Below are 16697 nucleotides of genomic sequence, written 5' to 3'. Positions count from 1 at the left end.
CAACTGGCAACTGGCAACTGGCAACTGGCAACTGGCAACAGTGTCGCCGAATCGTACGAACACCAAGGACGGAGACACGGGCCGGCAAGGCAAGCCGGCCCGATGAAAGAAACGATGGAACGCGCTTGCAGATGTGCGCAGCCGCGTTTCAGGCCGACTCGCCGCCCGCTCGACGGCGCCCCTTGCCTCGCAAACGTTTGAATGGGTGGATTCGGGGCGACAGAGACACGGACGGCGATTTCCGATAAACGGTTTCTCTCCACACGTCTACACAACATGTCCAACGATTATTCCGAGCAGATTGCGGTCCAGAAGTCTTCTTCCAGCCCCTCTTCGCATCCGGTGCCGGCTGGTGCGCAGACCATCCTTTCGTTACAGGTCGAGCGCTTTATCGACGCACATCGACGCGACGGCTACCGCAATGCGGACCTTGATCCGCTCGCGCTCCCGCCGCGCGTCGCGACCCCCGAACTCACGCCGCAGTTCTATGGGCTGGATCCAACCGAGGTGCGTCCAGCCGATCAGGCGGGATTTCCTTTTGCGCTCACGGTCGGCGAGCTCGACCAGCAACTCAAACGCGTCTATTGCGGCGGGCTCGGGCTCGATTGTAGCGGCGTGCGCGACGATTCGATCCGGCGCTGGCTATTCAACCGGATGGAGTCCGAACTTGTTTGCCCTCAGCCGACGCCGCAAGAGCGCGACGCACTACTGCGCCGCCTGCTGACAGTCGAAATGTGGGAGCGTCTCGTAGCGTCCCGCCACGGACATGCGAAGCGCTTCTCTCTGGAAGGGTGCGAAAGCCTTGTGCCGCTACTTGACGCTTTGATCGAGAGTTCGGCCATCGACGGCGTTCAGCAGATCTTCCTGGGCATGCCCCATCGCGGACGTCTCAACGCGCTCGTCAACCTGATGGACTTCCCCGTTGCGGAGATGCTCGCGTGTCTCGACCACGAATCCGACATCGCTGCCATGCAAACCGATCTGCCGTATCACCTGGGCGGCGCGGCGCTCAAGCGGACGGCACATGGCGAGATTGCGCTGCTGCTCGCACACAACCCCTCGCATCTGCAAAGCGTGTATCCCGTCGTCAGCGGCATGGCGCGCGCATGGCAGGACGAGCACCTCGACGCGGCGTGCGTGCCAGTCGTCGTTCATGGCGACGCCGCATTCGCCGGCCAGGGGATCGTGATGGAGACGCTGAACATGACGCGCAAGAGCGGCTATACGCTGGGCGGCACCATTCATGTGATCGTCAATAATCAGATTGGCTTCACCACGCCCAATCCGATGAGTGTGCATGACAACTCGTATTGCACCGACATCGCACGCATGATCGACTCGCCTGTCATTCACGTCAACGCAGACTACCCGGAAGATGTCATCCGCGCCGCACGGATCGCGTTCGATTACCGGATGAGATACGAAGCCGACGTTGTGATCGATCTGATCGGTTATCGCCGTCTCGGCCACTCGGAGCACGACATACCGGCGATCACCCAGCCGCGCGCACAGGCGTCTGTCGCGCTCCATCCGACGGTGACGGCGCGCTATCACGCGGCGATGGGAGCCACTGTGCCACTTGCCGAACTGCGGGCGGATGCGCTTCGCGTCCTGCAGGCAGATGCCGTCAAAAGACGTGCACCGGCGCACGTGTCGGATGCATCAGGAAAGGGTGCAGCCAGGTCGAACCGACCTCTTTCGCTCGAGCGAATCCGCTCCTTGACGGCGGCCATGACGCGGGTGCCCGGCGGCTTCCGTCTGCATGATTTCGTCGCCAGCCTGATTGAGAAATGGCAGTCGACGGTCGCTTTCGCGGATCATGCTGTGGACTGGTGTTTTGCCGAGAACATCGCTTACGCGTCCCTGCTGGAAGAGGAGTTTGACATTCGCCTGTCCGGCATGGACGTGGGTCGAGGCACGTTCATGCATCGGCATGCGGTGTGGCACGCACAGGATGCGCATACCGCCGCCGAAAGCGTGCACGTTCCGCTCAGGCATATCGCCGCCAGGCAGGGTGCGTTCGATATTGTCAATTCACCGCTCACCGAAGAAGCCGCGCTCGGCTTCGAATACGGCTACAGCGTGCAGACGAACAAGCGGCTAACGGTCTGGGAGGCGCAGTTCGGCGATTTCGTCAATGGCGCACAGGTCATCATCGATCAGTACATTGCGGCTGGCGAATACAAATGGGGCTATCAGTCCGCTTTGACTGTCCTTCTCCCGCATGGTCATGAAGGTGTGGGCCCGGAACATTCCAGCGGTTATCTCGGGCGCTTTCTGCAGCTGTGCGCCGGCGACAACCTGCGTGTCGTTGTGCCGTCCACCTCCGCGCAATGGTTTCACCTGTTGCGCGAGCAGGCGAGGGCGGAGCCTGCGCAGCCGCTCGTCGTCATGTCGCCGAAGTCGCAGCTTCATGGCAATTGCGCGTCGCATTCGCCTCTGAGCGATTTTATCGACGGATCGTTCAACCCGATCCTGCCAGACCCCGGCATCGTGGATCCGCGCGTCGTGACCCGGGTCGTTCTTTGCAGCGGAAAGCTCTTCTACGAACTGCAGAGGGCACGCGACGAATCGCGAGATACATCCACAGCACTGGTCCGCGTCGAGCAGCTCTATCCGTTTCCGCATGACGCGCTGGCGTCCTTATTGAGCGGGTTCGAGAAGCTCGAGGAAGTGGTGTGGGCCCAGGAGGAGGACAGGAATCAGGGCGCATGGCGCTTCGTGCGCGAGGCACTCGAACAGGTGCTGCCGCGCGGCAGCCGGTTGCGCGATGTATGCCGGACCCTGACCGCATCGGGCGCGCACGCGTCGATACGCGCGCATCAAAAAGAACAGTGCCGCATTGTGGCTTCGGCGTTATCACGCCCGTCGCGTTGACAGTCGCCTGCAAAAAACTCGTACGCGAGTCGCCTCGAAAGCCTATGTGTGTAGGACATATGTTTTTCACGGCGACCGGTTCGCGGGCGGCTGGCATGTTTTGCCTTGCGTCAACCGAGTTCGAGCAGGCGGTGCGTTCGGCGGCTTACCACGTGCGGCTGCAATAGTGTGGGGCAGCCGAACATCGAAGCCGGCTGACCGCCGTGACGGCCGTTTGCGGATTGCGCACACATCGGACGATGCAAGCTCGCCCGATGTGTGCGAGACAACCATGCAGCCAACTGCTTAGTCGTCGTCGTCGGCCGCGGCAACGGTCCTGGAACCGTCCGCGTCGACCTTCGAATAGATCGAGTGCGGCACGGGATACGGCTTGTCGCCCATCACGCCCTTCCACAGCACGCGGTTGAACAACTCGGGCGGAATGCGGTCTTCCCTGGAGAAGTCGAAGTCCTTCGTCGCGTTCGCCCAGTACGTCGCGTCATGCAGCGGATGAATGTCGTCGCCTTCGGCAAACTTGTTGCCGTCGGGGCCGCTCGCCACGTTGCCGACGTTCGTACCTTTAAGGATCGTCGAAGCGACAGCCGTGTAGCTCCAGGTGCCGTTCGACTGCGTGTCGAACACGTCGGCCATCGGCCGTGCATACGCCGTGTTGAGGTCGATGTGCTGCGTGCCGAGGATGTCTTCCATGGTACGCAGTGCGTTGACCTGGCTGTATGCGGTGCTGACTATCGCCTGCTTCTTCACGTACGCGCCGACGACGTAAGCCGTCGAGCGATGCGAGTCGACGTGATCGGAGCCCGCCTGCGAATCGTCTTCGACGACCACAATGAGCGTGTCACGCGCGTACGGGCTTTTCGCGACGGTTTCGACCAGCTTGCCGACAGCGAAGTCGTTATCCGCCTCTTCCTGCTCGGCCGAACCCATCTGGCCGACGTTCTGCGCGTAGCTGCCTGTATGGTCCGAGCCCATGCGAACGAATTCGAACGACGGGAGCTGGCCGTTCGCGACGTACTGCTGGAATTCCCGGTTCCATTCGAGTTCGCGGAAAGTGTCCGGGTACGCCTGGTCGAAGCCGCGATAGTAAGGGTCGGTCAGATTGACCAGCGACGGTTTGAGCGGGTGAGCCTGGACGATATTCGCGGCCGCCGGGTTGATCAGCGGATTGGCGATTGTGCCGATCGTGCCGACATTGGTGACCATGCCGCCATAGTTGCGGACGGAGCCACCCGCTTGCAGTACCGCGTCGTAGATGCTGGCCTTCTGATAGCCGAACGGCGCATCGGGCACCGACACATCGGCGATACCCGGCAGCGCGTTGGCCGTGCCGCCCGGCAGCGACGCTGTAACGGTGCTGTACGCGCCGTTCGACGCAGCGTCGCGCATGGCGGTAGTGGCGAGTCCGACGGGCAGACCGCGATTGGCGCCTTCGGATTCATACGACATGCCGCGGCTGACGCCCGCATAGTTTTCCTGCTGCGAGACTTCCTCGGTCGGTGTGACGTGCGCGTGCTGCACCCACGACCAGCCGTCCATCGAACCGTCGCCCGGATCGGTGAAGTTGTCGATCGTGACGAAGTTGCCGGCGATGTTATGGAAGTTCGGCGTGGTGGCGCGGCCGTACATCGTCAGCGACGGATCGCCATTCGCGCCGTTGCCGAGATCGCCGAGAATCTGGTCGTATGTGCGGTTTTCTTTGACGACGTAGATCACGTGGCGGATGCGGGCACGCAGGAAGTTCATCGTCTCGCGATCGCTTTCCGACACTCTCGCCGAATAGTGATTGTTCTCGTCGACCTGGCTGGTCAGACGCTGAAGGACATCGCGCGTCGGCACCGGCGCGCTGACAAGGCTGCTCTGTTCGAGACCGAACTGATACTGGGCCGACGCGCCCGATGTATAGAGCGGATTCGGGCCCGTGGCCGACTTGCCGTTGATGATGTACATCTGCGAGCCGTCGGCGCTCAGCGTGATGTCCTTCGGTGCGTAGGCCGTCGGGATCAGGCCTTCGACACGGTAGCCGTCTTCTCCGTGAAGCGAGATCACGGCGATCGAGTTGTCGCCGTTGTTGACGGCGTACAGCGTTCTGCCGTCGCGGGAAACGGTCACGTTGACCGTATCGCGGCCGCTGTATTTCTTGTTGTTGCCGCTGCCCTGGTCATCGCCGTCGCCGGATTGGCTGGCGATGTCGATCGTCTTTTCGACCGTGTGGCGAGTCGTATCGATGACGGCGACGTGGTCGGCGTTCGACACGGCAACATAGAGCTTCGATTGGTCGGGCGAGAAGCTCATGCCGTAGGCATTGCCCTGCACGGGAATGCGCGTGACGAATTGCGGCGCGGCGGGATTCGCCAGATTCAGCACCACGACTTCGCGGTCGCGCACCGACGAGATGAAGGCGGTGCCGTCGGCCTTCAGCGATACCGCCCACGGATATTCGCCGCCCGCTACGCCTTGCTGGCCCGAGGTATTGAACGGACGAAGATCGTATTCCGACAGCAGCGTGTTGGAGGTCGTGTCGATGATGGAGATCGAATCGTTGTAGTTGTTCGCGACGACCACGCTGCGGCCGTCTGCGGACACTGCCAGACCGCCCGCGTTGGGCTTGACGCCCGAACCGATGCCCTTCGTGTGATTCAGCGGGACGGCTGCCGTCTGCGTCCATTGAGCCGACGGCGCAGCCGAAGCGCGGCCGTACACATAGACTTTGTCGTCAGCGCCGCCCGTGCCATAGAGGGTCTGGTTGCCGTTCCACGCGAGACCATCGAACGCGTTGTTCTGGTGAATGGCTTGCACGAGTTTCGGGTTGGCCCTGTTCGCGCCCGACACGTCGTAGATGAAGATGTACTGGGTCGAGTCGGCCGTATCGAGCGCGCTGTTGTTGGCACCCGTATAGACCGTGTTGTAGCCCGCCGTGATCACGGCCAGCGTGTTGCCGTCCGGGCTGAGTTGCGACTTGATCGCGCCGCTGACCAGCTGGGAAGGCTTCGCAGAAAGATGCGGATTCAACACTTGCTGCACGGCGCCGGGAATCGCTTTCGGCGAGATAAACTGACCGGTCGGCAGTAGTTCCATATTGCTCTGAGGTGCTGAGACTGCTTCGAGGATGGGTGCGACGATCAGTGATCCAGTAAGCAATCCTAATGTGATATTAGACCGAGTCAAGCTGCGAATTTTCATTTCCTGTCTCCAGAAGACAATCAAGGTTGAGATGCTTGCCCCGAATGGAAGTACAGACTTTTCTATTACCGGAATCTAGGTTTCGAGGTGCTTTGGCTGAATGCGGCCATGTCTCCGCGGATAAATATATCGTGTATACGTGTCAGCACCATGACCTTAACGAGCTTGGAAATTGAGAATAAATCTCGATTTGTAAGTCGATCGTTATTACTTGTCGGTATTCGCAATAATGATGAGTGTGCTTTTTATTCGCTTTGTATATTGGCGAATGGAGTAAGACCGAACAGAGGGTGATTGCGAACAATGCTGCATGGAGCCAGCCCATATGGCTGATGTATTGATGCTATAAACGCACCGGCGTTGTTCGAAAAATCGATAGATCGGTAATAGCTGCAGTGGCGAATGTGAAATGCGACGTGGGCGGCACACGGTCATGCGAAAAAGCCTGCATGCGCAGCAAGTGGAACATCTTAGCGGGCGTCGCATTGTGACACGCCGAATGATTCAGGGCGGCACTTTCATCCTCGACGCGCATGTGCGCGCGGGCAAGCTCATCGAGATTCTGCGCCTGCATTGACGACCGGTCAAAAACCGAAGATGGGAAGCCGTCACTTGAATGAACCGGCCTCGGTGGAAAATTGCTTGAACCAGCCTCAAGCGACCGAGCTCTATAAAAGTACGGTGTTGCGCCTGCTCGGCGCTTTGGAACACGGCGGATTTATTCGAAAAGTGAGCGACGGGCAATATGCGATCGGTCACCAGCCGTTACGGCTTGCGACGCTCTATCAACGATCCTTCCAGGTGGGACCTGTAATCGAGCCCTTGCTTCAGCAGCTGAGCCGCGAGCTTGGCGAAACGGCAAGCTTCTACGTGCGGCAGGACGACCATCGCCTTGTGCTTTATCGCGTCGAACCGAGCCGCAGCGTTCGGGTATCGATTCGCGTCGGGGAGGAGTTCGCAATCGATAAGGGCGCTTCCGGCAAAGTGTTGCTGGCGTTCACCGAGACGCAGGATCCGCGCTGGCAGGAGATTCGAGACCAGCTATGGGCCGTCTCGTTCGGTGAGCGGGACCCGGAAACGGCATCGGCGTCAGTGCCCGTGTTCGACTCGTTCGGGGAATTGCAGGGCGCGTTGACGCTATCAGGACCCAAAGGGCGGTTCGATGTACCGGCGGTCATACACACCGCATTAGCAACTTTGCTCGATAGCGCGCGACGCGCGACCGTTGCGCTAGGCGGCAAGGGCTCAAGGTACGATGCGAGCATAGCGGGCCTCGCGCAAACGCCCGCGATTGCCGGCGCAAGCGAAAACCGGCAGCGGGAGCACGGGTTGATGCCTTGCTGGCCAACTTAAGCAGCAATGTCTGCGAGGGTAATACTCCCGTCTTCGCGGCTACGGCGGTTGCATTTTGGAAGCGGCCATTGAGCGGCGTTATTTGGTCGATGTGATCCGCCAGCGCTGAGTACCGCGCCTGGATCAACCGAATGCCCGCGAGGCCGGCTGCATGAGAGGTCTGCACACTGTTGACTTGCATCGCACCTGGTAACGGTAGCGACGCGTATTCGACGAGCGATGCGGGCTTGGGACGCGCAATTTCTCGTCGCGTTCAAGCCAGCACATTCCCTATGAGCGCTATAGCGCCGGCCCCCAGCACCACGATCAGCGCCGCGTCGATTTTCACCACACGCGCAATCTGGGGATTGACGCCTCTGGCGAACCAGCCGAGACAGACGAACGATCCCACGGCCACGAACCCTGCGATGAATGCGACTGGCTGCCATGCAGGCTCGAAGGCGGCGTAGATGAAGAACGCGCCGATGAGGCCGAACAGTACGGCACGATGGCGCAGCAGCAAGGCGACACTGATTTCGTCGGCCTCGACGCCATACAGGCGCTTCAGTTGCAGGGCGCTGATCGCGCCCGACAGCGGTAACAGATGAACGATGCCTGTCAGCACGAGCGTGAACTGAATCAGTAGCTTCATTATTCGGGTCCGGTAGAAGGGGCGATTGCGGATCGGGTCGTCCGTTCCTGGCCGGTACGGACGACCGCTCGCACTCAGGCGATTCGGCCTGCCAACCAATCGACAAGCATCGGCTCGGCAGCCTTGCGGCTGATCGGATGGAACGCCAGGCATCGCGTCATAGCGAGCAGCGCCGAGGCCTCCGTATCGCGTATGAATGCGAGACCTCCGCCTAGCTCGGCCGCATGCATCGCACAGCGTTCGATAATCTGCTGCACGCCATAGCGCACCATCAGCACGCGCGACAGCAGCGATTGCGCCGGCTCGCAGGTCTGCATCAGATACACAGCACCGTCCAGCGCCGCCTGGGCGAACTCAATCTCGGTGCCGAGCCGCGCGCGCTCGACTGCATCGACGCGATCGTCGAGCAACACCCGCTGCGCCAATGCGCTAGCGACGCCAAGGTAACTCGCAGAAGCGACGATCTCAAACCAGGCCACGCCCGTGACTTCCGCGGCCGCGATGACCGACAGGGCATCGGCGTCATCCTCCGATGCGATCAGCACCTGGTCGGCGGAGACCTTGACGTTGGCGAACTCGAGTTCCTGGTTGTCGGCTGCCGCGAGCAGCGGTATTTGCCAGAACGCGTGGCGCTTCAGGCCTTCCGCATGGCCCGGCACGACGGCCATGCCGGTGCGTTTCGTGCCGTCCGGCATTTCCAGCGCGACACCCACCGTGACGATGTCAGCGGTGTTCGCCAGCGTACACGGCTTCTTCCGGCCGTTGATCAGATAACCATCCGACGCTGGAGTCATGAACACCGTGGAGTCGAGAATGCCCGCACCGCGTCGGCCCTCCGCGAACGCCGACGCGACGATCAAGTGGTCGGTGGCCACAGCGCGCATCATCGCGCTCAACGATGGAACGAGTGGTGCGAGCGGCCGGCAGAACCCCACCGTGAAGTTGTGCATCGTCAGCATCAGCGCGAGTGATGGGCAACGCGCTCCGAGCGCGCGTTGAACGCGGACGATGTCATAAGGCGAAATGTCGGTGCCGCCATACTCCGCCGGGACCCAAAGCCCCGGTAATCGATACCGCGTGATCAGCTTTTTCAGTTCTGCCGAAGGCATCGCTTCTGCAGCCATCAACCCGCGTTCGGCGAGTTCCGCGTCCAGTCCCGTTGCATATCGCTCGAGCACTGTTCGTGATTCTTTCATGAACATTTCAGAGTTCCTTTTGGGTGGGTGAGTCGACTCGCGTGCCGCAGGTACGCGAGGTAAAGCGGGATTGCGAGGCGGGCCAACGGCGCGGGAATCCCGGGCTGCCGTGGCAAGCGCCACGGCAACGGCCGCTCGGGCCGCAGCCCTGTCATGTGCGCGGCCAGATCGTGTCCTGCCGCGAGCGATAGCGCGATGCCATGGCCGTTCCATGCGCCCAGATGCCAGTGGCGCGATCTGTCGTCCAAAGGCGTGACGATCGGCCATTCGTTGAGTGTGCAACCTGGTGTGCCGTACCAGCTCCGGGCAATTGGCAGCCCGGAAAGCGAAGGGAAGAACGCCTGCAACTGCCGCGCGAGACGTGCTGCGACTGTCGCGTCAGCTCCGCCTGTCGAGGCGATGCCGGGTCCATAGCGGTATTCGCCCCCGATCAGCACGCTGCCTTCCGGCATCGGTCGCATGAAGTTGAAGGCCGGGCGGGCATCGAACAATCCCGGCGAGTCGGGTCGCCAGCCGATGGCGTCTCGCTGCGCGGGTGTGAGCGGCGTGGTCACCGCGGCGTGGACGACGATCGGCAGGACGTGGCGACGTAATATGCCCAGCGAGGCAGCCATCCCGTCGACGGTGACGACACTGCGGGTCGCGCTTACGTTCGCAGTGCCTACGTCCAGCTTCCCCGACGCGATATCGAAGCGGGTGACTCGCGCGCGTTCGAATATCCGCACACCAAGGTCGTGCGCGGCCCGCTTCATGGCGATGCACAACCGGCCGGGATTGAGTTGCAGCGCGGGATAGCGGAGCGCGTTCACGATCGCACCGCTGCCCGGCATGAGTCGGCGCACTTCTTCGGTCGCCACGAGCGGAACCTCGAGCCCGAGCGCTCGATACACGTCCGCGCGGCGCGCGAGCACACCCGCATCGCGCTCGCGCAGAGCAACCTGCCATTGCCCCGTTGGGCGACAGTCGCAATCGATGGCCAGCCCGCGCACAAGCTTGCCCGCATACTCCATCGCATCGACTGAATACAGGTACGCGGTGCGCGCGAAGTCTTCGCCGAGCGTCTTCACCTGACGTTCGATGGAGGGGCCAATGCGCGGCGCGCACTGTCCCGAACTGAGGCCGCTCGCTCCGTATCCGATTCGTCCGGCTTCGAACAGCGCGACGTCAAGCTTCGGCTCGAACCGCTTTAAATGCAGGGCCGTCGATAGCCCGGACAGCCCTCCGCCGATCACAGCGACATCGCAAGTCATGTCGGAAGCGGGCGGAGCCATTTCCGCGTCGAGTGATTCCGGCAGCCAGACCGTCGAAAGCGCATGGCCTTCCGTGGCGAAGCGCGCGCTCATACAGCCCCCGTCATACGCAGGAATTGCCATAGGCTGCCAGCCGTCGCGCCGCGCTCGAAGGCGACGTATTCGGGCAGCAGCACATCCGGCGCCCATTTCAACTTGTACTGAAGCTGGTCCGCTGCCGGATAGATCGCGCTTCCATGTTGGGCCAGCTTCCGGAACACCCACGCGGTGCCGGGATGACTCGCACGAGGCAACTCGTGCTCCCGCGCCAGCGACGTCAGCGGTGTAAAGCCGAAGTTCAGCATCAGCGCTCCTTCGGCCTTGAACGTATCGATCGCGTGCGCGTTGATTGCCTCCATGACGCCAGCTGGCGCATCGGGAAGTCGGCGCGTGAGGTCGTGCATCCAGCCGGCGTATTGACCGAAAGACACGGTGTAGAGGATGTAAGCGACAGGCTTCCCTTCACGCATCGCAACGAACAGACGCTTGACGCTGTGATCCAGCGCGCGAATGTCCCCCACTTCGCCGATCAGGAACTGGAGTTCCTTCGCACGCTTGGCCTTGAGCCATTGCTTGTCGATGTCCAGCAGAGCCTGTGTCAGTGCCGGCGTCGGTGCGCAATCGCGATTCAATTCCGCGATTTCGATGCCACTGCGGCGCGCACGCGAAATCTTGTTACGTAGCTTGATGAAGGGTCCGCCGGCGAGCTTGAACGTTGACAGCGTAATGCCATAGGACGCACCAATCTGATTGACGAGGAAACCTCGTTCGGCGAACCGTTCAGCGTCATCCCGTAGCATTTGCAGTGCGAAAACACGCCGGTTCTGAGTCTTTGCCCATTCCAGGAAGCGGTCGAGGAGTACGTCCCGTTGCGCGACGGGAGCGTGAATGCCCGCGACGAGTGCGAGATGGCGCGCGCCAGCCGGCCGGTAGGCGAGCATGCCGTCGATGCCGGGAACGAAGAAGTGTCGCGTATCGCGATTCATCGCGAGCCAGGCCGACGGATGCTGGGCATGACGGCCCAGTACGCCGCGAGCGTCGTCGCGCACATCTTCGGTGGGGGCGAACTGCCGTTCAGAGAGGTACATCACGGCTCCGCTCGTCGTCCACTGCGTGGCTGGCATAGCTCGACTGGAAGCGCGAAAACGCGGGGTGCGCGACGGGCTCGAAGCTCACGCCAAATGGCTTCAGAAAATTGCCGAAGATCGAGCGGTCGCCAAACAGATGAATCGGTATAGCGAGCAGCGCCCATTCGGGGCCCACGACGATTGCCCAGATACCGGCGACGGCAAGACCGGATAGCAGGCTGTGCGTGCTGTTGTAGAGGAAGTAGTACGCCTGGCTGATCGACCTGCCATGTGCGCGCCGGTACGCAATGGCGCCAGGCAGATAGCCGATCGCGTCGATGTACGCGAACAGCAGCACGAATGTCCACCATCGTACCTGTGTGTAGTGCGTTGCGAGCATGGCTAGCGCGACAAGCAACCCGGCTAGATTCTCGAGGCGCAGGAGCCGATAGGTCGCTGGCGTATCGAAGAGATTCCGTTGATCCATCGCCGCACCTCAGGCTGTTGCGCGCACGAGCGCTTCGAGCTTCGGCTGCGCATCCACGACCAGTCGCATCATCAGCGCCTGTGTGTCGGCGTCGAAGTAGCGAACAAGGGAAGGTTGCATTGACGGCCGGCTTTGCATCCGCAGATACCACGACCGCACGAGCGGGTGATCCTCGAACGTCATGAGGGAGCCGAGCCCCAAATGCTCCGCGCGCATCAGGTAAGGTAATGCGGCGACGTCCGCGAGGCTGAACGCGTTTCCAGCGAGCCATCCGTGCGGGCCGTCGAGCATGGACTCCATGCGCTGCACGAAGCGGCGAATCTTGAGGACCGCATCGGCTAGCCCCGGCGCGTCGAGGCCCTTTTCGAGTACCGTCGCTCGCCAGGCGCGAACTCGTACATCAGGAATCGCGTCAAGCAAAACGGCGATCCGTTGCGCGTCGAGCTGGGCAAGCAGTGGCTGGCCCATGACAGCGTAGGTCAACATGCCCGTGGCTTCGTGTACCTCGCGCTCGATCCAAAGGTTCCAGTGCCGCGCCAAGTAACGATCATGTGGCGTAGCGGGCATCAACGGCGTTTGCGGGACGACGTCGTCCAGGTATTCGCAGATCAGCCACGAGTCCACGAGCGTCATGTCACCGTGCATGAGCACGGGCACCTCGGCCCATTCGTTCAGATGCCGGAACGCCGGTTGGCAGTGCTCGCCGGTTAGCAGATCGACGATGCAGTCGGTCCATTCGAGGCCTTTCTCAGCCAGCGCCATGCGCACTTTTTGTGAGGATACCGAAACAGGTGAGTGATGAAGAAATAACATGATTTGAGTCTCTCTATTACCACATGAAAGGAACGAGACGTTTGACACGAAGGCAGTACGCGACATATTCGTCGCCAAAGGTCTGCCGCATAAGCATTTCCTCGTAGCGGATGCGACGCGCAAAGCCGCAGAACAGCAATATGCCCATGAGACTCCCACAAACCCAGGCATCGATGGCCAATAGCACGCCGACATACAGGAGCCACGCGCCTGTATAGGACGGATGGCGCACGAGCCGGTATGGACCCGTGCGGATAACGGACTGGCCCGACTGGACGCGGACATGCCATGTAAAAAAATGCCCAAGCCGCGCCACGGCCCACGCGCGCAGCAGGGTTCCTGCAAGCGCAATCGCAAGCTCGATGGACGACAGCCAGGTCCAGCTAAGCGCAACGGGCATACGTAGCGTCAGCGACTCGAGCACCCCGCCGATCAGACAGAGGTAGACTGTCCAGACGAGCTGGTTGGCGGTGCCACGGTCTTCGGCTGGTGCACGCCGGTCGAGGGGAGAATAGGCTGGTTGGGTGAGCGATCCCAGAACGCAGACCGCGACCACCGCCCACCACTTTGAATGAGATAGCGCGTCCGCATACAGAAGCAGTGACGGCGCAGCAAAGATGACGAATGCAGCGACCAGCACGGTCAATAGCTTGCGTATCATGCGTCATCCTCACTTAAGCGTGCGCGGGAAGCGACTGAAGACCGCGAAATACGACGGTCCCAGGCAGCCATCGCGGATCGGCGATGTCGAGTGCGAGATTTGGCATGCGGTCGAGCAACGCGGCCAGCGCCACTTCGGTTTCGACCATGCCGAGTTGCGCACCGAGGCAATAGTGTGGACCGCCGCCAAACGACAGCGGATAGTTCCGTTTGCGCGAGATGTCGAAGCGGTCGGCCTGGACCCAGGCGCGTTCGTCGCGGTTGGCCGAGGCCACGACGCATAGGATCGTGTCGCCGGCCGTGATCGCGGCGCCGCACATTTCCATGTCGCAGCGCGCCTGGCGTGGCGTGATCTGCACGGCGGAGTCGTACCGCACGATCTCCGTGACGGCGTCCGGTATCAGCGCACGGTCGCTCTTCAACGCCTGGAGCTGATCGGGATGGCGATGAAGCGCGAGCAAACCGTTGCCGATCGTGTTGACGGTAGTTTCCTGGCCGCCGACGAACATCATGCGCAGGTTCTCGATCACCTCTTCGCGACTCGCCTGTCCCGCTGCCTCGGCGTTGACGAGCAGCGTTGCGAGGTCGTCGCCGGGTTCGCGCTTGCGCAATTCGATCAGCCAGGAGAAGTAGTCTCTCGCTTCTTCAACGGCGTGGTTCTGCTCCGCAAGTTCCAGCGGACTCAGGGGCGCTGGCTCGAGCGCGCGCGAGCCGTTCGTGCTGCGTTGACGGAAACGCGGCCAGTCCGCTTCGGGAAGGCCGACGAGGCGGCAGATGACGGCGCTTGGCAGGGGAAAGGCGATGTCTGTCATGACATCGAACGACGACTTCTCGAGCGCTTTATCGATAAGCCCCTCCATCACGCTTCGCATGAAGGGCCGTAGCGCTTCGACATTGCGGTGAGAAAAGAAATGGGCGACGAGTCCGCGCAATCGCAGATGATCGGGGCCGTCTTTCATTACCATCATCTCGCGCGCGGACGCGTAGACCGGCTGCGAGACCATGGCCTCGCCAAGCCGTTTCGCCATGTTATCGAAGTAGAAGTAGCCGCGGCCGAAGTCGGGGCTTTTAAGCATCGTGGATACTTCTTCGTAACCGCTGGCGATCCATACGCCGTGCGGCGAGCGATACAGAGGCGCATTCGAGCGTAGTTCCGCATAGACGCGATACGGGTCTTTGACGTGCTCCGGGTGGGGGATCAGTGGATCATACGAGGGCGAAAATCCGGCGGCGGGAAGCGTTGGGGACGCGGAACGTGAGGAATCGGCAACATTGTACATTTCGAACTCCTGCGGAATGAATGACTTCAACAAGCACGTCCGGTCAGGGACGGACGCGGTACTTTTATATCCGGGCGACAAGAGGATTCTCCCAGCGCGCAAGCAATGAGAGACGCTTCTCCAGGAAGAACGCGCGACACGGACGTCGGGCCAGCTTGCCGCTGGTTGTTTTCGGAATGCTGCCGCTTTCGATCAGCGCGATAGACGCGGCACGAAGGCCGTGGTGCTCATAAATCGAGCGTCGGATTTGCTCGAAGAAGTGATCGGCGCGCGCGAGATCCGCACGCGTGATTTCCTGTACGAACACAAGACCTTCTTCGCTGCCGGCAGGGATCGAAAACGCAATGCCGCAGCCGCGTCGGATGGCGGGATCGCAGTGATCGACCGTGCTTTCGATGTCGTGGGGATAATGGTTGACACCATGGACGATGATCACGTCCTTCAACCGGCCGCTCACGAAGAGTTCGCCGTTCAGTATGAAACCGAGATCACCCGTGCGCAGATAGTCATCGGGACGGCCGGGCAAACGCGCATGGAAAACCTCGTTGGTCGCTTCCGGCCGCCGCCAGTATCCATTCGCGACGGATGCCCCGGAGACCCAGATTTCGCCGACGTTGCCGTCAGCGAGCGGCTTGCCCGAGTTCGGATCAACGACGGCCACGTCGTGACCCGTCGCGACGATGCCGCAACTGACGACCTCTCGCACCGCCATGCCGCTATTGCCCGCACCTCCCAGCGGATGACACTGGCCGGCGGCGAACCGGGGACCATCTATACGCAGCACACGCGGCGGCGCTTCGCGGCGTTTGCCGGTGACGAATAACGTCGTTTCCGCCATGCCGTAGCAGGGATAGAACGCTTCATGTCGAAAGCCGCAGCGCCCGAAGCGTGCCGTGAACCGCGTTAGCGTATCGGCTTGTACGGGCTCCGCGCCGGAATAGGCGAGCGACCAACTCGAAAGATCGAGCGTCTCGAGCACCTCTGGTCGGATCTTGCTGAAGCAAAGCTCGTACGCGAAATTTGGCGCGCCGCTTACCGTGCAGCGCCGCTTCGAGATCTCGGTAAGCCATCGCTCGGGACGTCGCAGAAAGGCCGCAGGCGCCATGAATGAAACAGGCACGCCCGCGCAGAACGAACCGAGGATCGCGCCCATCAGCCCCATGTCGTGATAGGGCGGCAGCCAGGTCAGATGATGGTCGTCGGGCGCAAACTGCAGATGCAGCGCAATCGCCGCAGTGTTGCTGAGCAGATTGCCGTGCGTCACCATCACGCCCTTCGGCGTACCCGTCGACCCTGACGTGTATTGCAGGATTGCCAGAGATTCGCGGTCGGCGCGCGGTGCGCGCCACGCCCTCTCCAGCGCATCGAGGGGAGTACCGATGGGCATCCAGTTTAGTCGTGCCAATGAGGGCGGCAACGGCGCCGCGTCGTGCAACTGGTCGAGTATGTTCTGCGTCGTGAGCGCCACAGTCGCGGTGCAGTCTTCGGACACCGCGGCGAGCCTTTCGCGCAGCCGCGGATTCAGCGGCGGGTAGGCGGGCACTGCAACCATTCCCGCATAGAAGCAACCGAAGAGCGCACACAGATAGTCGATTCCCGCCGAAAAGAGCAGGAGTACCCGGTCGCCCGCATGTGCACGCGTTTGAAGCAGCGCCGCAATCTGCCTTGCGCGCAGGTCCAGTTGACGATTCGTAATGACGTGATCTTCAGGCTGCATGCCCGTGTAATCGATAAACGTGAATGCGGGTTCGATTGTGTCCGCTTCGGCACGACGACGCGTGACTTCGACAAGGCTCTCGCAGGCATAGGGCCAAGCGGGAACCCGAAGTTGAATAGGTGCGATTTGAGTCATGATGATTTCGAGAGC

The 16697-nt window shown here is 61.5% G+C and carries 13 protein-coding genes and 1 pseudogene; 2 read left to right on the top strand and 12 right to left on the bottom strand.

Features of this window, described 5'->3' with window-relative positions; all coding sequences use genetic code 11:
- The first annotated feature begins 276 nt into the window (after positions 1-276).
- The gene (locus BPHY_RS31435; RefSeq protein WP_041765706.1) at positions 277-2877 is read left to right on the top strand and encodes a 2-oxoglutarate dehydrogenase E1 component; all 2601 of its coding nucleotides are present in this window, start codon (positions 277-279) and stop codon (positions 2875-2877) included.
- A gap of 285 nt (positions 2878-3162) precedes the next feature.
- Here the strand turns inward: BPHY_RS31435 and BPHY_RS31430 are convergent, their stop codons facing one another.
- Both BPHY_RS31430 and BPHY_RS42110 read right to left on the bottom strand, forming a co-directional pair.
- Positions 3163-5949: a bifunctional YncE family protein/alkaline phosphatase family protein gene (locus BPHY_RS31430; RefSeq protein ID WP_244257781.1), complete on the bottom strand. Its 2787-nt coding sequence runs from the start codon at positions 5947-5949 to the stop codon at positions 3163-3165.
- A gap of 448 nt (positions 5950-6397) precedes the next feature.
- Positions 6398-6628, bottom strand: coding sequence for a hypothetical protein (locus tag BPHY_RS42110; protein WP_157686875.1), 231 nt, complete (start codon positions 6626-6628; stop codon positions 6398-6400).
- A 23-nt stretch (positions 6629-6651) separates the two neighbouring features.
- Here BPHY_RS42110 and BPHY_RS31425 point away from each other — a divergent pair, with 23 nt between their 5' ends.
- Positions 6652-7407, top strand: coding sequence for an IclR family transcriptional regulator (locus BPHY_RS31425; protein WP_012405506.1), 756 nt, complete (start codon positions 6652-6654; stop codon positions 7405-7407).
- Positions 7408-7492: 85 nt separating this feature from the next.
- On the opposite strand, the pseudogene BPHY_RS43465 reads toward BPHY_RS31425, so the two are convergent.
- From BPHY_RS43465 to BPHY_RS31380, 10 genes and pseudogenes are all read right to left on the bottom strand, one after another.
- Positions 7493-7615: pseudogene (locus tag BPHY_RS43465) on the bottom strand (LysR family transcriptional regulator); the annotation flags it as partial.
- A 45-nt stretch (positions 7616-7660) separates the two neighbouring features.
- Complete coding sequence (locus BPHY_RS31420; RefSeq protein WP_012405505.1) at positions 7661-8038, bottom strand: hypothetical protein; 378 nt, start codon at positions 8036-8038, stop codon at positions 7661-7663.
- A 74-nt stretch (positions 8039-8112) separates the two neighbouring features.
- Positions 8113-9234 carry an acyl-CoA dehydrogenase family protein gene (locus tag BPHY_RS31415; RefSeq protein WP_244257779.1) on the bottom strand — a complete coding sequence of 374 codons (1122 nt, stop codon included), beginning with the start codon at positions 9232-9234 and terminating at the stop codon, positions 8113-8115.
- Positions 9231-10466 (bottom strand): NAD(P)/FAD-dependent oxidoreductase, encoded by a 1236-nt coding sequence (locus BPHY_RS31410; RefSeq protein WP_157686874.1) that lies wholly within the window; start codon positions 10464-10466, stop codon positions 9231-9233. The genes BPHY_RS31415 and BPHY_RS31410 overlap by 4 nt, the downstream gene beginning before the upstream one ends.
- 107 nt (positions 10467-10573) lie before the next feature.
- On the bottom strand, positions 10574-11611 hold the full coding sequence (locus BPHY_RS31405; protein WP_012405502.1) for a DUF2156 domain-containing protein: 1038 nt from the start codon (positions 11609-11611) through the stop codon (positions 10574-10576).
- On the bottom strand, positions 11598-12077 hold the full coding sequence (locus BPHY_RS31400; RefSeq protein ID WP_012405501.1) for a membrane protein: 480 nt from the start codon (positions 12075-12077) through the stop codon (positions 11598-11600). The genes BPHY_RS31405 and BPHY_RS31400 overlap by 14 nt, the downstream gene beginning before the upstream one ends.
- A 9-nt stretch (positions 12078-12086) precedes the next feature.
- Positions 12087-12956 (bottom strand): glutathione S-transferase family protein, encoded by an 870-nt coding sequence (locus tag BPHY_RS31395; RefSeq protein WP_244257778.1) that lies wholly within the window; start codon positions 12954-12956, stop codon positions 12087-12089.
- Positions 12907-13551: a methyltransferase family protein gene (locus BPHY_RS31390; RefSeq protein ID WP_012405499.1), complete on the bottom strand. Its 645-nt coding sequence runs from the start codon at positions 13549-13551 to the stop codon at positions 12907-12909. Before BPHY_RS31390 ends, BPHY_RS31395 begins: the two co-directional genes overlap by 50 nt.
- Positions 13552-13564: 13 nt before the next feature.
- Positions 13565-14830 (bottom strand): cytochrome P450, encoded by a 1266-nt coding sequence (locus tag BPHY_RS31385; RefSeq protein WP_012405498.1) that lies wholly within the window; start codon positions 14828-14830, stop codon positions 13565-13567.
- A gap of 64 nt (positions 14831-14894) precedes the next feature.
- Complete coding sequence (locus BPHY_RS31380; protein ID WP_012405497.1) at positions 14895-16682, bottom strand: fatty acyl-AMP ligase; 1788 nt, start codon at positions 16680-16682, stop codon at positions 14895-14897.
- Positions 16683-16697: the final 15 nt, after the last annotated feature.

It is taken from the genome of Paraburkholderia phymatum STM815 (assembly GCF_000020045.1).
In the GTDB taxonomy this organism is placed as follows: Bacteria; Pseudomonadota; Gammaproteobacteria; order Burkholderiales; family Burkholderiaceae; genus Paraburkholderia; species Paraburkholderia phymatum.
This window is presented reverse-complemented; position numbering and strand designations above follow the sequence as displayed.

Coding starts and splice junctions, on each gene's coding strand:
- BPHY_RS31435 (WP_041765706.1), top strand. CDS start 277: ATGTCCAACGATTATTCCGAGCAGATTGCGGTCCAGAAGTCTTCTTCC.
- BPHY_RS31430 (WP_244257781.1), bottom strand. CDS start 5,949: ATGGAACTACTGCCGACCGGTCAGTTTATCTCGCCGAAAGCGATTCCC.
- BPHY_RS42110 (WP_157686875.1), bottom strand. CDS start 6,628: ATGCAGGCGCAGAATCTCGATGAGCTTGCCCGCGCGCACATGCGCGTC.
- BPHY_RS31425 (WP_012405506.1), top strand. CDS start 6,652: ATGGGAAGCCGTCACTTGAATGAACCGGCCTCGGTGGAAAATTGCTTG.
- BPHY_RS31420 (WP_012405505.1), bottom strand. CDS start 8,038: ATGAAGCTACTGATTCAGTTCACGCTCGTGCTGACAGGCATCGTTCAT.
- BPHY_RS31415 (WP_244257779.1), bottom strand. CDS start 9,234: ATGAAAGAATCACGAACAGTGCTCGAGCGATATGCAACGGGACTGGAC.
- BPHY_RS31405 (WP_012405502.1), bottom strand. CDS start 11,611: ATGTACCTCTCTGAACGGCAGTTCGCCCCCACCGAAGATGTGCGCGAC.
- BPHY_RS31400 (WP_012405501.1), bottom strand. CDS start 12,077: ATGGATCAACGGAATCTCTTCGATACGCCAGCGACCTATCGGCTCCTG.
- BPHY_RS31395 (WP_244257778.1), bottom strand. CDS start 12,956: ATGTCGCGTACTGCCTTCGTGTCAAACGTCTCGTTCCTTTCATGTGGT.
- BPHY_RS31390 (WP_012405499.1), bottom strand. CDS start 13,551: ATGATACGCAAGCTATTGACCGTGCTGGTCGCTGCATTCGTCATCTTT.
- BPHY_RS31385 (WP_012405498.1), bottom strand. CDS start 14,830: ATGTACAATGTTGCCGATTCCTCACGTTCCGCGTCCCCAACGCTTCCC.
- BPHY_RS31380 (WP_012405497.1), bottom strand. CDS start 16,682: ATGACTCAAATCGCACCTATTCAACTTCGGGTTCCCGCTTGGCCCTAT.